This is a genomic window from Comamonas sp. HJ-2 (assembly GCF_053615495.1).
Genome location: NZ_JBSIFD010000024.1, coordinates 58950 through 72549, shown reverse-complemented (window position 1 = coordinate 72549; position 13600 = coordinate 58950). Strand labels below are relative to the sequence as shown.

Genomic DNA, 13600 nt, shown 5'->3' with positions numbered 1-13600 from the left:
CGGTGAAATTGTCGCTGTTTGTTATTATTCTAATCAGAAAAATAACAATTGTTACTGTCCGGGGCAAAAAAAGTGCAAAGCTGGTGCAATTTCACTGATTTAGCTCCGGATTTTGTTATCACTCGTTACCTTGCTGGGCGAAGGCCAAGAACTGCTCAAGCATGGAGCGGGCTTTCCGTTCGGCCATACGGCTTGGCCAAGTCTGCGAAGCGATGAACCTGGAAACGGTTTCGGTATCAACTGTTACCGCAATGGGCGCAAAAGAGCCTTGCTCGCTGCTTGCCTGAGTTCCTGTTACCGGCGTTGCATCTACAGCGTCCAGCTGCATTTGCGTTTGGCTCTCGCCGTCCGGCTCTTGGGTCTTGGCCACGGGCTGATTTAAGGCGTGCGCAGCTGCAACTTTGCGAGTGGCTTCCTCAGATCGGGCGGCAGCAGTGGCGGCGGCGTTTGCTCGCGCGGCTGATGCAGCAACTGCGGCTGCGGCATCAGCATCGCGCTTTTCTGCGATGCGCTTTGCTTCGGCTTCGGCCAGCACCAGGGCGTTATCGAGGTGCTGCAGGTAGTCTTCGGGCAGGGCCTTGGCCTTGACGGCAAAGGCTTCATGTTCGGCGCTCAGGTCGTTGGCTCCATGGGCCAGCAGGGCCGCATGGTTCGCGGCGTAGCGCGTGGACAGCTCCAGAGCGCGAGTCTTGCAGCTGGCCAGCTCGGCGGCTGCCGCTTCTTCCATGGCTGCAAAGCTGCGCTTGCCCTTGATGACTTCCCCGAAAGCGCCCTTGACGGCCTCAATCCAGGGGTGAGGCAGGCCCGCGTTGACTTCCTTGATAAAGGCGTCCAAGGCCGTTTGGTTGTCGGTCACGATGGCGAGGCGCTTGGCGTCCTTGCCCGCCTTATTGGCGTTGTTGAGGGTGATGCGCTTGGTGTCCAAGGCGTTCACGCAGGCGTCGATGACTTCGACCAGCTCGGCAATTGAGCTGGTGCCCTCGGTCACTTGCGTGCGTACATGCAGGAAACGGTCTTTCAGCTCGGCGCAGTGATCGGCGTACACCTTGGCGTCGGCAAACTCTTGGTCATTGCTGGGCTTTTCATTCATGCCCTGCAGATAGACCTCCAGCTGCTCTTTGACGGCGCGCATGTTGGAGGCCACCACGCGGCCTTCAATTTGAACCTGCGGCATGAGCATGTGGGGCTTTGCCACCGGCACAATCTCGGCCTTGATCGCAGCGGGCACATAGACCTGCTTGTCGCGTTCAAACACTGTCCATGCGTTGACGATCTGGCGGCGCAGCTCAACGTCTGGCAGGTACTCGCATTCCAGCCATTCGCTGCACTTGTAGTCCTGGTCGTGGTGCGACCATTCCCAGGTGCTTGCCACGAAAATCACGCGGGCGGCTCCGCTGACCATCAGCTGATGCTCCATTTGCACGCGGTATTCCATCGGCAGGTACTTGCCCAGCATGACGGGGTGCATGGCGAAGGCGTCGCGCAGAATCTGGTTGACGGTCTTGTGTTCAAAGGCCGTCTCAAAATCCATGGTCAGGCCGTCCATGCTGGCCGACCAGATGCCACGGGAAATGACCAGGGTGTAAAGCTCGTCGCCCAGGCGCTCTTCAAGGACTGCACGGGCCTTTGCTTCATAGGCATGGCCCTTGTCCAGAATGCGCTGCATCCACTCGTCAAACTCACGGCCCAGGCCGGTGACTTGGGCATGCATCAGCTCCGTGCGGCTCAGCGAGTGAGAAACGCCCATCACCATCGGGGTATCGGAGGCGTTGCGGTGGCTCAGGCGGTAGGCCAGCCATTCAGCAGAGCCTTGCTCCAGCTCCTGCACTTCCAGGGGCTCCAGCAGCTCATAGGAGGATGCCGGGGTGTCCACAATCTCTCGGGCTTCAACGTCGATAACGGCGGTCATGGTTTGATCTTTCGTAAAGGTTACTTAGAGGGCGACCAGCTGCGAACTTCGGCCTCTTGCTGCTCGGTCATGGTGTTGCGGCTGGTGATGATGGCCAGCAGCTGATCGACAGTGCGACCCATATTCAGATGCGCTTTCCAGGCGGCAGCTTTTTGCTTGAACTGGGTTGCAGAAAGGAGGGGCTTGCCGTTCGCAGGCTTTGCGGTCGTGGCCACGGGGGCCGGGGCGGGTGCCGGTGTTGCGGCGGTAGAGGGAGGGGGCGCGGGCGTGTGGTGCTCGCGGAAATCGTTGGCGTTGCTGCTGGCCAGCTGCGCGGCAGCGTTGGCCGCGTCCATATCAAAGCCTTGGCTTGAATCGAGGGTGGAGACTGGCGCCGGTGCGGGTGTTGGGGCTGGTGCAGGGGCTGCAGGCGTTGGTGCGGGAGTCGGCGCAGGCGTGCTGGCCACGTATTGGCTCGCGGCCTCTTGCTGACGTGCGGGCTCGCCGTGCTGGGGTTCCTTGGTCACGTAGCTACTCCAAGTGGACTCGCCATCGCGCACGGTGCTGTAGATCGAGCGCAGCAGCAGAACATCGTCGTTGGTGGCGTCCTTGACTTGCTTTTGCAGGAAGTTGGCCAAGTCGCGCTCAGACACGTCCAGCTCGGCAAACGACTTGATGATGTTGGCCACGGCGTCTGCATCGTTGACGATGGAGGCCTTGCGGGTCTTGCGAATGATGGCCTCGGCTTCGTCGCACAAGTCCCCAGGCAGCACGCGCAGGCCGAGCGTGCGGGTGGCCTTGGAAATGAGCGCGCCGCGCTTGTTGTGCAAGTCATCCTCGTTTGCGGGCACGCGATACACCAGCTTGCCGTAAGAGTTCTTGCGAAAGCTGATGTAAGAGCCATCGTCAGCCGGATATCGGCGCTCTACGGTCTTATCAATGCGCACGTCCATGGGGTAGGTCACATTGCTTTCCAGGTCAGTGACGGTGACGCGGTGCAGCTCGCGGGTTTCATCCTCAAAAACCATGATGGTTTCAATCAGGATGTTGGTCATTGCGCGCACAGCCATTTCGACAAAGCGAATCCCCAGGCCCTCAATCATCTGAGTGCCGATCTTTCGGGAATAGAGCGTGCTCTTGCCGTTGGCGAAGGACGGGCGGCCGCATTCGCTCAGCACATGGTCACGCACGGCGCGCATGTTGCGGGGGCGCTTCATGGCCATGACGTAGCGCGCCTCGACCATGGCTTTCGCCTGCGCGGCTAGAGCGTGCTCGTAGGTGTTGGCCACCGCACCGATATGGGCGGTCTGCACGGCTGTGGATTCGGCGGGGTGGTTTGCTGTCATTGGATGCCTTTGAAATCTGTGCAATTGCACGGGGTTCGCTGTTATCGAATGATAACAAACACAGAACAATTGTGGCAATAAATAATTCACCCAGGTGAAATAGCAGCAACAGAGCAGGCAAAAAAAAACCCGCCAGGGCGGCGGGTTTGGTGAGTGGGGGTGGGCCTAGTTAGCTCTTACTAGGGAGGGCCGGGAAGGCGATAAAGAGAATCACCCGGCCTAGCATCAGATAGTCGTGAGACGGTGCGCGGTAGGCGCGCTCGTTGTCGCTTGTAGCGCTGATTGTTACCGTGCCGTCCTCATTCCACTGCAGGAACCGAACCTGCTCAACGCCGGTGTTGCGCATGACGATGGAATACAAGGCCTTGGGCTGGCCAACTGCTCCAGCCTTTTCCTTGGTATCGACCACATAGCGAGCGCCCAGAGGGATAGCGCCGGTCATGCTGTCGTCTTCCATCTGCGACCAGCACAGGCCAGCTGCGCCGTGGACAGACTCGGCCCAAGACGCGGGCAGCTCAAGGGTTTGCGTGTCGATGGCAGCGGCGACGTACTGGCGGCGCTCGCCCGAGCCGATGGCCGCTACGGCCAAGCGTGGCAGATGCAGCATTGCTGCGCTTTGAACTGGGGCGGCGCTATTGATTGCTGGCTGCGCGGGCATTTTCACGGGCAGATCGTTGTGAGCGCCTGTGCGGTGCTGTGGCTCGGGCTCGGGCTCGCCTCGGCCAGTCAAGACCCAATCAATGTTGACCCGGCGCGGGTTGAGCGCGTCAACCAGCTGCTGTACGTAGGCCGATCTATCGCTGTCGCGGCGCAGCAGGGCGTTGATCGTTGGAAGTGGGACGCCTGTAGCCCTAGAGACTTGTGGCGCTGACGTGCCGCAAAGAGTGAATGCATGTGCCAGACGTTTGCCGAGCTTCATGTGAAAGACCTCTCCAAGAATGTTTTTAGAAGTTTGTTGCTGTGATGATAACAAATGTTACTATCGCGTTATGAGTTCAGAAACAAATGTTATTGCGCTGCAAAAAGCGATGGGTCAGTTTGAAACACAGGCGGCCTTCATTGACGCCTTGAATGAGCACTTGATGCCGGAAAAGGCGATTACGCGCTCTCGCATTCGCAACTGGCTCGTTCGTGATGGGGGCGCTCCTGCTGCCGTGTGCCCAAGCATTGAGGCCGTTTCCGGCGTCAAGTGTGAAGAGCTTTGCGACTACGTGCGCTGGGATGTGCTGCGCGGCACGTCTGGCCCTGTGAACAAAGAAGTTAACAAACATATGGCGGGAGTTGACGTAAAGGCTTTACCAGCGAACAACGAAAGTTATTTGAAGGCCTCCCGAGTATGAATTGAATAAGGGCCGCGCGCAACAAATGTTGCGTTAATTTAATTAACAAAACATCACAATGACCGTTATTTCCATGGATTCTTTGGTGACAGGTGCAAACCTGGAGCGTGACAAAGGCACAAATACTTTGGCGCATCGAATGGTGCGCGCCGACCTGACAAAAACAGTCGGAGCCCGCATGCTTGCTGCTCGCAGTATGAATGGGTACACCCAGACCGAAGCCAGCGACCTGCTTGGATATCGCAAGAAGACAAGCACACAATTGTCACTGTGCGAGCTGAAACGCCGGTTGCCACCTTTGGTAACACTTGTCCGCGCAGCGCAGGTCTATCGTGTCTCGCTTGATTATCTGTGCGGCCTCACCGAAGAGCCAGACCGCGACCCGGCCAGCGAAGTAAACCTGCACATCATCCGTTCTGCCGAGGGGATGATTCGCGCCCAAACACAAGGGCTGATTGATTTTCTGCAGGCGCAGATGGAGGCCGAGGGGCCCGCATATGCCATTGCCCGGAGCGTGCTGAATGAAGGCGAAGAACTGGTGAACGCCTTGAATGAGTTTCTGCGCTTGTCTGGCGACCAGTTCCAAGAAATGAAGGGCGGCGCCCGACTGCTGCGCGTCCTAAAGTCGTTTGAATCGAATGCCATTGTCCCGGCCCGCAAGCTGGACAACCGGCACCAGCTCGCAGCCCGCGAGGCGGGCATACGCATGCGCGATCGAGCCAAGGCCCAGGCAGCCAATTCAGACCTGTTTGATGAAACGGTCTGAGCATGTCCGAAAACTCTCCATGGGCCCTTGGCAAACCTAGCCAAGTGCTCAAGTCGCTTGCTCGCAGCGACCAGACCACGCGCACTAGCTTGACCTTCATGCGCAAGCTGGCCAAGCGCGACATTGAACAAGGCCGCACCAGCGGCGTGCTGTGCAAGCCGTGGGGCAGCAGCTTGGAGTCTGGCTACTCCCACGATGAATTCTTGGATTTTGTGAAGCGCAGCGCTACATGGCGCAGCGAGAAAAAGCAGTGAACTACTACCCTCACCACATTGCCGATTTCAACAATGCCACGCGGCATTTGAACCGGGTAGAGCGCAGCATCTATCGAGACTTGCTGGACATTTACTACGACACAGAGGCCCCGCTAACGCTTGTTGAGCATGACTTGGCGCGCAAGGTGATCGCGCGCACAGAAGAGGAAATTGCGGCACTGCGCCAAGTGCTGAGCGAGTTCTTTATCAAGACAGAGGCGGGCTGGAGGCACGAGCGCTGCGAAGCTGTCCTGGCCGAGTACCGCGCAAAGATCGAAAAGTGCGCTGCTGCTGGCCTAGCGTCTGCCAAGTCGCGCAAGGAAAAGGCTGAGAAACGACAAGCCAAACCTGCGGCAAAACCAAGGAATTCAACGGGCGTTCAACAGCCGTTAAACGGACGTAGCACGGACGAGCAGCCGCCGATAGACAAGCGCTCAACGGACGAGCAACAGGCGCCTGACATTCGTGCAACGGGCGAGCAACAAGCGAGCAACCAACCAAGAACCAATAACCAAAACCAAAAAGATTCCGTATCTAAAGATACGGCCACAAGTGGCGCACCAGACGCACTACCGACAGACCCGATAACGCCACCAGTAACAGGAGCTGAGCTGATCGCCCCAGTTGCTTTAGTCGCGCCTGTAGCGGTAACGACTGTTACGCCTGCCGGTGTGATGACCGAAGAGCAGATGACGGAAATGTGGCGCAGCGGCAAGGACTATCTCGCCCAAAACGGCATGACGGTTTCGACGGCTGGGGCGTACATCGGCAGCCTGTGCCGCAAGTACGGCAAGCCCATCGTTGCTCAGGCGATCGGCGCCTGTCTGGTGGAGCAGCCCGCCGAGGCGCGCAGCTACATGACCCAGGTTTGCAAGAACCTGCTGACCAGCAGCCGCACACAACAGGGCTTTTCTGGCTATACGCCCGTCACGCAGCGTCAAGCCCAGCTGGAGGCGCACAACGACTCCGTTTCGGAAGACTGGGCAGCCCGGAAAGAGGCGGAAATGAGGGCCATGGAACAAGGCCGTTGGGGAGACGAAGCATGAACGCACAAGACATTCGCCCATTCGCCAAGCTGCTGAATGGCGTCATGGACTACTACCGCAAGGACACCAGCGAATTCCTGCAGGAAGTCTTCTGGGATGGTCTGGCCGAGTACGGCTTTGCCGAGGTGAAAGAGGCCTTCTTGCGCCACATGAAAGACCCAGAAGGCGGCAAGTTTGAGCCCCGACTGTCCGACATAGTGCGCCTGCTGGAAGGCACGGCCAGCGACCGCAGCGCGGTTGCATGGGGCAAGGTGGCCACCGCCATGCGCCATATCGGCGCCTGGAAGGATGTTGCCTTTGACGACGCCGTGATTCACGCCGTTATCAGCGACATGGGAGGCTGGCCAAAGGTGTGCCGCACGCCCTTGAATGAGCTGGGCATGGTGCAGGCCCGCTTCACCAAGACCTATTCGGCCTACTGCGCCGTGAAGACTTTCAACTACCCCCCATTGCTGGGGGGCGAGCGCTCTTCTGACGACAGCTATGCGATGCGCGGGCTGAAACCGCCGCCCGTGGAGCTGGTGGGCAACCCCCAGGCCTGCCAGCTGGTGATTGCCAACGGTATCGCCGCTGATGGCCATGGCCCGCGCCTGCTCTCTGCATCCAACGTCCTGCGCCTCATGAAGCAAGGCGCTCAGAACCGCGTCATTGACGCCCTGCCAGCTCTTCCCCCCAAAAAGCAATGAACCCCTTGAGCCAAATCTGCGAGGTGATGGGCCAGCTGCAGCAGCAGACCCAGTACCTCTGCGCGGTAGAGCACCGCGCGATCGCGGGCCGCGACACAGCGACCGCCCGACAAGCCAGAGCCCAGCGTGCCGTGCTGGCCTCAGACCTTGCCCTCACCCAAGCGGCATTGACCCGATTTCCTGCAGCAAACGATAGCGAGTAAGACATGGCCAACAAAAAAGGAACCCAGACCAAAGCCCAGCAAAAGGCCGCCAAGAAGAAGGCCAGTCGTCAGCCGGGTCGGCGCACGCGCGCCGTCATGAGCCCCATTCAGTACGCGGCGACCACCACGCATGCGCTGCTGGCATCGCCCACTCGCAAGATTGATACGCAGCAGGTCAAGAACCTGCAAGACGCGCTGTTTGCCGCCATTGCCCGCATTGAAGGCAAGTGCTGCAGCTTTGCCGACTTGGGCGTGGTCAATAACTTTCTTCTGAGCCTGCACATGATGGTGCGCAAGTCTTGGGCCGAGGATGAGGACGACAAGATCGCTAATTCCGGCGTGGAGTGCATGCGCATTTCGGAGGCGATGAATGCTGGCCAGCCTTACACGCCTGACCCCAAATACATCGGCAGCATGCGTGAATGCGTCAATGACTTTGCCGATTTTGCTTGTGAGCTGACAGAGCGCGAATTCGCCAATCTCGGCGTTGCAGGCAATCAGCTGCTGATGAATACCCGCCGTCAGTGGACGCGCCCGCAGATCAAGCAGCTTGCGCAGGAGCTGGAGCAAAACGCCCAGGCCCGTGAGGCAGCCATGCAGGCAGGAGGAGCCGCAGCATGAGCAGCATCATCATTGGCATTGACCCAGGCCTGACCGGCGCCATTGTGGTTTTGGGTAAGGGCTGGGTTGTCCTGGACGCTTTCGTTATGCCGGTGTTCAAGCACCGCTTAGGCAATCGCGTTGACGGCGCGGCGCTGGCCGAGCGCCTGCGCTGCTGGGATGACGCGCATGTTGTGCTGGAGGAAGTTCACGCGACCAACAAAGACGGCGCCGTGGCAGCGCATACCTTTGGGCGGGCGGTCGGCGTAGTGCAAGGCGTAGTGCAGACCCTGAGCATGCCTCTTACTGAGGTGTCGCCCATGGCCTGGAAGAAGGGCGCTCGCACCATGGTAAGGAAGGCGATCGAGGGCGTGCGTGTTGACGCAACAGAGGCCGAGCTTGCCGCGTACAGGGCACGCTTGGCCAAGGCGGCACGAGACGCCAAGGACGTGAGCCGGGGCCGTGCTATCGAGCTGTGGCCGCAGTGGAAAGAGCTTCGCTTGACCAAAGTTCATGGCCAAGCCTACGCCGATGCCGCGCTACTGGCCCGATTCAGCGGGGTTGTCCATGACTGACATAACCCTTGTGCGCCGTGAATGCCGCGCGCTGACCGAAGTGGAGCTGGCCGGGGCTCGCCGCATGATTTTTGAAATGGTGGACGGGCTCAATGAGGCCGATCAGAAGGCGTGGCGCCGGATGTGGCGCCTGCTGCTGGAAATGGCCCCAGGCGAGATAGCCAAGGTCAAACCCCGCATCGAGCGCATTCCAGCCTTTCACTGCCGCCACATGCGCATTGAGCGGCTGATTTATGAGGCGCAGGAGAACTTCACCGATTTTGAGCTGGGCTTTCGGGAATGGCTCAAGGTGGGCGCGGGCTGGTGCGACTGGGGCAACGATGCGAATGGCCGCCTGACCCTGATAACGCGCAGCACCAGCTTCAAGGAAACCGAAGAGGTGGAAATGCGCGAGTTTCACGACCGCGCGCTGGAGTTCCTGCGCAGCGACCGTGGCGCCCCCGTGCTGTGGCCAAACATGACGCCCTTGGAGGCAATGAACTACATGAATCAGCTTCTGGGGGAGATGGGGGAATGAGCACCCTTGCACGCAAAACAGCCCTCAAGCGAACGGGCTTCAAGCGAAAAACGCTACCAAATCAGGAGCAGTTAAGGGGCGAAAAGCCGCCGAAGGAGATCAAGCCCCTGGCCAAGCCAGCTGTATATGCCCGCTGTGATGCGGCAAATGCTGCAGTGAAGAAGGACGGCGAGCAGCGCAACCGGGCTCTGCTGGACATGGCCAAGGGCCGCCCTTGCCTGCTTGACCTGGAGAAGTTCGACCCCCACGACAGCAGCACGACTGTGGCCTGCCATTCCAACTGGTCAGTTCACGGCAAAGGGGCCGGGCTCAAGGCTCACGACTTTTTCTCAGTGTGGGGCTGCAGCGCCTGCCACACATGGCTAGACCAAGGCTCGGCGCCTGGAGCCCACAAGCGCCCCGTTTTTGATAGCGCGATGCGCAAGCAGATAGCGGAGTGGCGCCGCATTTCTAACGACCCGAAAGAGCCCCCCAAGTTTCGTTTGGCGGCGCGCTGGGCTCTGGATGGACTGGAAGGTACGCCCGCAGGTCGGGCATATCTGGAAGAGGTGAAGTGATGGATCTCCTAAATGCAGTCTATGACTTTGTGGCGGGCCCGGTGCTGGGCTCCCATGGCCCGGTGGCAGCAGGCCTTCTGGCCATCGCCCTGGTGCTCGGGGTGGTGGCCATGGTCTGGGGCGTCCTGATGCTGATTGTGGCCGTGGTGATGCTCGCGCTCTCGGTGTCCGGCTTCTGCTTCATCGGCGCCGTCTACGCCCTGGAGGCCGTTGGTTCTGTCTTTGCAGCGAGGGCCAAGCGAAGAGCATGAGCGCAGCAACTGTGGCCACTGTGGCCACCACAATGACCAGCCGAGAGATTGCGGGGTTGACCGGCAAAAAGCACATGCACGTCATGCGCGACTGCCGAATGATGTTTGGGGCGCTGGGCATTGAGGCCGGGGGGTATATCCAAGAATGGATAGACCCCCAAAACTCCCGCAGCTATGAAGAGTTCGCCCTTACGCGCGAGCTGACGATGACGCTTATCACCGGCTACAACGTGCCTCTGCGGCATGCAGTGGTCAAGCGCTGGGCCGAGCTGGAGCAGGGGCAGCTCGCCCAGGCCGCCCCCCAGCTGCCGGACTTTTCCGACCCGGTGGCCGCCGCGCGGGCATGGGCCAACGCGAAGGAGGCAGAGCAGCTGGCCAAGTGCGAGCTGCTGCAGGTCAAGCCCCAGGCGCAGGCCTTGGCCAGACTGGCCGGGGAGGGTGGGGCGCATACCTTGCGTGACGCCGCAAAGCTGCTGGGGGTCAGCGAGCGGGCATTGATCGACTGGCTGCTGAGCGATGGCATGCGCTGGCTCTACAGGGACGGCAAGCGCCGCCTGCAGGGCTACGCGCATCGCCTGGAGAGCGGACACGTCATCCATGAGCTGCGCTACCTGGAGAGCCGGGAAAAGCACGTCAGCAGCGTGAAACTGACCCCGCGAGGGCTGGCCAGATTGGCTGTCCTGGTCGAAAAGCGCAAAGGCGCTCCGTTTTTGGAAAAACACCCGAGCAAGGCCCTACCGCCCCCTGTCAAATAGCACTTGCGGGCTGCTTGACGGAACAGCCCGCTTGCCCAGACGCAATATTTGCCACCGCGCCAGAAATGGCCGGTGGCTTCTTTTTGGGAAAGAAGGGCCGATGGGGGCGGCCACGGGCGTGCATGGTCGGGCTCAAGAGAGCGCCACCATGAACGACAAAGCTGCAAAGCCTACCAAGCAGGCCGCCGCCAAGGCGCCGCCGCGACCCGCCAAGACCGCCACGACCAGGAAGGCCCCCAAGCCTGCCGCCAAGCCCGCCACCAAGCCCGCCACCAAGCCAGCGCGCAAGCCTGCTGCCAAATCGGTGCGCCAGCCCGTACAGAGGGCGGCAACGACCGCCAAGGCCCAAGCTGCGCCCGTTGAAGAGCTTGACCGGGAAGAGAAGGGCGTGAAGGCGGGCCGCCCGTCCTTGTATGACCCAATCTTTGCCAAGACTGCAGAGCTGGTGTGCGGCGTTGCTGGTCTTACCGATGAAGACCTTGCGCGCGAGTTTGACGTGTCGGTGCGCACGATCAACCGATGGAAGCAGGCTCACCCGGAATTCAGGGAAGCCCTGATGCTGGGCAAGCAGCGCGCAGATAACCGCGTGGTCAATGCCCTATTCAATAACGCCGTGGGCTTTCGCTATGAGGCCCTGGACATTCGCACTGTGGGCGTGGGCAAGGGCCTTAGCGACATTGTGCAGACGCCCTATGAGAAGTTTGTCGAGCCGGACACGTTCGCGCAGCAGTATTGGCTCAACAACCGCCGCCCCGATCAGTGGAAGGCAAAGGTAGAGGTCACGGTAGAGGCGACCGCGATGGACGTGGAGACGGCAAATGCCCGCTTCTTCGAGCGCATGCAGCAATCGCTCGCCCGACAAGCCGCCGTGAAGGCCGAGCGCGAGGCATTGGGCATGACTGGTGACTGATGCCTAAAAACATCTTCCAAGACCCGCGCTATGAGCAGTTTGTCGAGCAATTCTCTGGCAGCGCCTTGCGCTTTGCCGTGCAGGTTTGCGGCATGGTGCCCAGTGAAGACCAAGTGCTACTGCTGGAGGAAATCACCGACCCGGTGGCCCGCGTCTCCGTGGTTTCCGGTACCGGCACGGGCAAGACGGCCACCTTTGGGCGCATTGCCTTGTGGCACTTGCTCTGCTTTCCTCTGGCCGTCTATGACAACAAGGTAGAGATAGGCTCCAACACCTACATTGGGGCGCCCTTGGTATCCCAGGTGGCGGACGGCGTGTGGAAAGAAATGAGCGACACGCTGCAGGCTATCCAGAATGGCGAGTACGCCTGGATATGCCAGTATTTCAAGATCACCAAGACCAAGGTTTACGTACTGGGCTACGAAAACCAATGGTTTATCAGTCAGATCGCCTTGGCCAAGGGGCAGGCTATCGGCGTGGCCGGTAAGCACCGCTATTGGCAGCTGGTCATCATTGACGAAGCCGCAGGCGTGCCGGACGACCATTTCAACGTGATCGACGGCACCCAGACCCAGGCCGGGAACCGCACGCTGATGGCCTCTCAGGGCGCCCGCAATTCGGGCCGCTTCTATGACTCGCATCACTCGCTGCGCCGCGCGGCAGGCGGGCAGTGGGCCAACCTCTGCTTTTCCAGCGAGGCAAGCCCGTTCACGACAACGGCATGGTTGAAGGCCCGAGCCTTTGAATCAGGCGGTCGAGACAGTATTGAATACCGCATTCGCTGCCGTGGCCAGTTCGCAGACAACAGCGCCAATAACCTGCTGAATCGTGACGAGCTGGAGAGGGCATTCAAGCCCCGCAAACTCATTGACGATGACGAGCCTTACGGCCTGGTTGTTTTGGCTGACGTGGCCATGGGCGAATACCGCGATGACTCTGTGTGCATCGTGGCCAAGATCATCGGCAATGAAGACCAGGGCGAGGATGCGCGCCGGGTCGAGTTCCTGGAAATCCCGATCAAGAGCAATGCCAAGGACGAGATTGATTTTGCGGGCGACCTGCAGAGCATCGTTGGGAAGTTGAGCAATGCCACGCTGTACGTTGACGCGGGCGGCGTTGGCCACTCGGTCTGCAAGCTGATCGAAAAGGCGGGCGGGCAGGTCGAGCGCATCAACTGGGGCCAACCTTGCTTCAAGAAGGAATTCAAGGAGCGCTATTTCAATCTGCGCGCCTGTGCGATGGTGCGATTCCGTGACGCGGTGCGCCAAGGCCGCGTGCTGCTGCCGCAGGGCCTGGAAAAGAAGGTGAAGGAAGAGATTCTGTCTCAGGGCTCTCGCTTGCCCTATCACTTCACAGAGTCGGGCGGCCTGCGCTACGTGATGATGGCCAAGGAAAAGATGCGCGAAGAAGGTCTGAAATCGCCAGACTTGATCGACTGCTTGAGCTTCGCTTTCCTTGAGGGCTGCAACTACATCCCGGCAGACCGCAACACAGGCACGAACGCCAAGGCCAAGGAAGAGACGCTGAAAGGGCTCTCCGACTCGCTGGATGATGCGCTTGGCGACCTGGACGCGGTAGAGGCCGAGGCATAAAAAAAGGGAGCGGTTTTTAAGCCGCCCCCTTTTTCTGACACTTCGCAAACTCTCTCACAAACCAGTTGCAGGGCGAATGATAAGGGCTGCTTGCTCTTGAAAATCAAACACTTGCGAGGCCTGCGCGCAGCCTCAACGCCAAATCCGCTGCAATTGCGGAGCTTTGACGGCGCACAAAAAGACAGAAACAAATCCTAGCGCCGCAGAAGGTTATTGTTATATTTTGTTATCTCAATTGTTACGGCGCATTTGTTACCTATCCCATTGTTTTCTATAGGCTTACCCCTGTAGATCGCCTATCTCTCTCGCGTCAA

17 protein-coding genes are annotated in these 13600 nt (G+C 59.7%); 14 read left to right on the top strand and 3 right to left on the bottom strand.

Translation table 11 applies throughout. The annotated features are described in order from the left end of the window. Positions 1 to 118 precede the first annotated feature (118 nt). The 3 genes from ACWGXF_RS19090 to ACWGXF_RS19080 form a co-directional block, all read right to left on the bottom strand. Positions 119 to 1909: a YqaJ viral recombinase family protein gene (locus ACWGXF_RS19090; protein ID WP_452102338.1), complete on the bottom strand. Its 1791-nt coding sequence runs from the start codon at positions 1907 to 1909 to the stop codon at positions 119 to 121. A 20-nt stretch (positions 1910 to 1929) separates the two neighbouring features. Then, on the bottom strand, positions 1930 to 3234 hold the full coding sequence (locus ACWGXF_RS19085) for a hypothetical protein (protein ID WP_452102337.1): 1305 nt from the start codon (positions 3232 to 3234) through the stop codon (positions 1930 to 1932). A gap of 169 nt (positions 3235 to 3403) precedes the next feature. Next, positions 3404 to 4153 (bottom strand): hypothetical protein, encoded by a 750-nt coding sequence (locus ACWGXF_RS19080; RefSeq protein ID WP_452102336.1) that lies wholly within the window; start codon positions 4151 to 4153, stop codon positions 3404 to 3406. Between the two features lie 19 nt (positions 4154 to 4172). Here ACWGXF_RS19080 and ACWGXF_RS19075 point away from each other — a divergent pair, with 19 nt between their 5' ends. From ACWGXF_RS19075 to ACWGXF_RS19010, 14 genes are all read left to right on the top strand, one after another. Beyond that, positions 4173 to 4574: a hypothetical protein gene (locus ACWGXF_RS19075; RefSeq protein WP_452102335.1), complete on the top strand. Its 402-nt coding sequence runs from the start codon at positions 4173 to 4175 to the stop codon at positions 4572 to 4574. A 58-nt stretch (positions 4575 to 4632) separates the two neighbouring features. Beyond that, on the top strand, positions 4633 to 5340 hold the full coding sequence (locus ACWGXF_RS19070) for a helix-turn-helix domain-containing protein (protein ID WP_452102334.1): 708 nt from the start codon (positions 4633 to 4635) through the stop codon (positions 5338 to 5340). A 98-nt stretch (positions 5341 to 5438) separates the two neighbouring features. Beyond that, entirely contained in the window at positions 5439 to 5594 is a 156-nt protein-coding gene (locus tag ACWGXF_RS19065; RefSeq protein WP_452102333.1) for a hypothetical protein, read from the top strand. Continuing rightward, entirely contained in the window at positions 5570 to 6640 is a 1071-nt protein-coding gene (locus tag ACWGXF_RS19060; RefSeq protein ID WP_452102332.1) for a YdaU family protein, read from the top strand. Before ACWGXF_RS19065 ends, ACWGXF_RS19060 begins: the two co-directional genes overlap by 25 nt. After that, positions 6637 to 7326 carry a DUF6475 domain-containing protein gene (locus ACWGXF_RS19055; RefSeq protein WP_452102331.1) on the top strand — a complete coding sequence of 230 codons (690 nt, stop codon included), beginning with the start codon at positions 6637 to 6639 and terminating at the stop codon, positions 7324 to 7326. The genes ACWGXF_RS19060 and ACWGXF_RS19055 overlap by 4 nt, the downstream gene beginning before the upstream one ends. Positions 7327 to 7331: 5 nt before the next feature. Next, positions 7332 to 7529, top strand: coding sequence for a hypothetical protein (locus ACWGXF_RS19050; protein WP_452102330.1), 198 nt, complete (start codon positions 7332 to 7334; stop codon positions 7527 to 7529). 3 nt (positions 7530 to 7532) lie between these two features. After that, the gene (locus tag ACWGXF_RS19045) at positions 7533 to 8150 is read left to right on the top strand and encodes a hypothetical protein (protein WP_452102329.1); all 618 of its coding nucleotides are present in this window, start codon (positions 7533 to 7535) and stop codon (positions 8148 to 8150) included. Beyond that, positions 8147 to 8704, top strand: a complete 558-nt coding sequence (locus ACWGXF_RS19040; RefSeq protein WP_452102328.1) for a hypothetical protein — start codon at positions 8147 to 8149, stop codon at positions 8702 to 8704. Before ACWGXF_RS19045 ends, ACWGXF_RS19040 begins: the two co-directional genes overlap by 4 nt. After that, positions 8643 to 9221, top strand: a complete 579-nt coding sequence (locus tag ACWGXF_RS19035) for a hypothetical protein (RefSeq protein WP_452102327.1) — start codon at positions 8643 to 8645, stop codon at positions 9219 to 9221. The genes ACWGXF_RS19040 and ACWGXF_RS19035 overlap by 62 nt, the downstream gene beginning before the upstream one ends. Further along, on the top strand, positions 9218 to 9778 hold the full coding sequence (locus tag ACWGXF_RS19030) for a nuclease domain-containing protein (protein ID WP_452102326.1): 561 nt from the start codon (positions 9218 to 9220) through the stop codon (positions 9776 to 9778). The genes ACWGXF_RS19035 and ACWGXF_RS19030 overlap by 4 nt, the downstream gene beginning before the upstream one ends. Further along, on the top strand, positions 9778 to 10029 hold the full coding sequence (locus ACWGXF_RS19025) for a hypothetical protein (protein ID WP_452102325.1): 252 nt from the start codon (positions 9778 to 9780) through the stop codon (positions 10027 to 10029). The genes ACWGXF_RS19030 and ACWGXF_RS19025 overlap by 1 nt, the downstream gene beginning before the upstream one ends. Next, the gene (locus ACWGXF_RS19020; protein ID WP_452102324.1) at positions 10026 to 10784 is read left to right on the top strand and encodes a Rha family transcriptional regulator; all 759 of its coding nucleotides are present in this window, start codon (positions 10026 to 10028) and stop codon (positions 10782 to 10784) included. Before ACWGXF_RS19025 ends, ACWGXF_RS19020 begins: the two co-directional genes overlap by 4 nt. A gap of 148 nt (positions 10785 to 10932) precedes the next feature. Beyond that, a complete protein-coding gene (locus tag ACWGXF_RS19015) occupies positions 10933 to 11694 on the top strand; it encodes a hypothetical protein (RefSeq protein WP_452102323.1) in 762 nt (253 codons plus the stop codon). After that, complete coding sequence (locus tag ACWGXF_RS19010; RefSeq protein ID WP_452102322.1) at positions 11694 to 13286, top strand: hypothetical protein; 1593 nt, start codon at positions 11694 to 11696, stop codon at positions 13284 to 13286. The genes ACWGXF_RS19015 and ACWGXF_RS19010 overlap by 1 nt, the downstream gene beginning before the upstream one ends. The last annotated feature ends 314 nt before the right edge of the window (positions 13287 to 13600 follow it).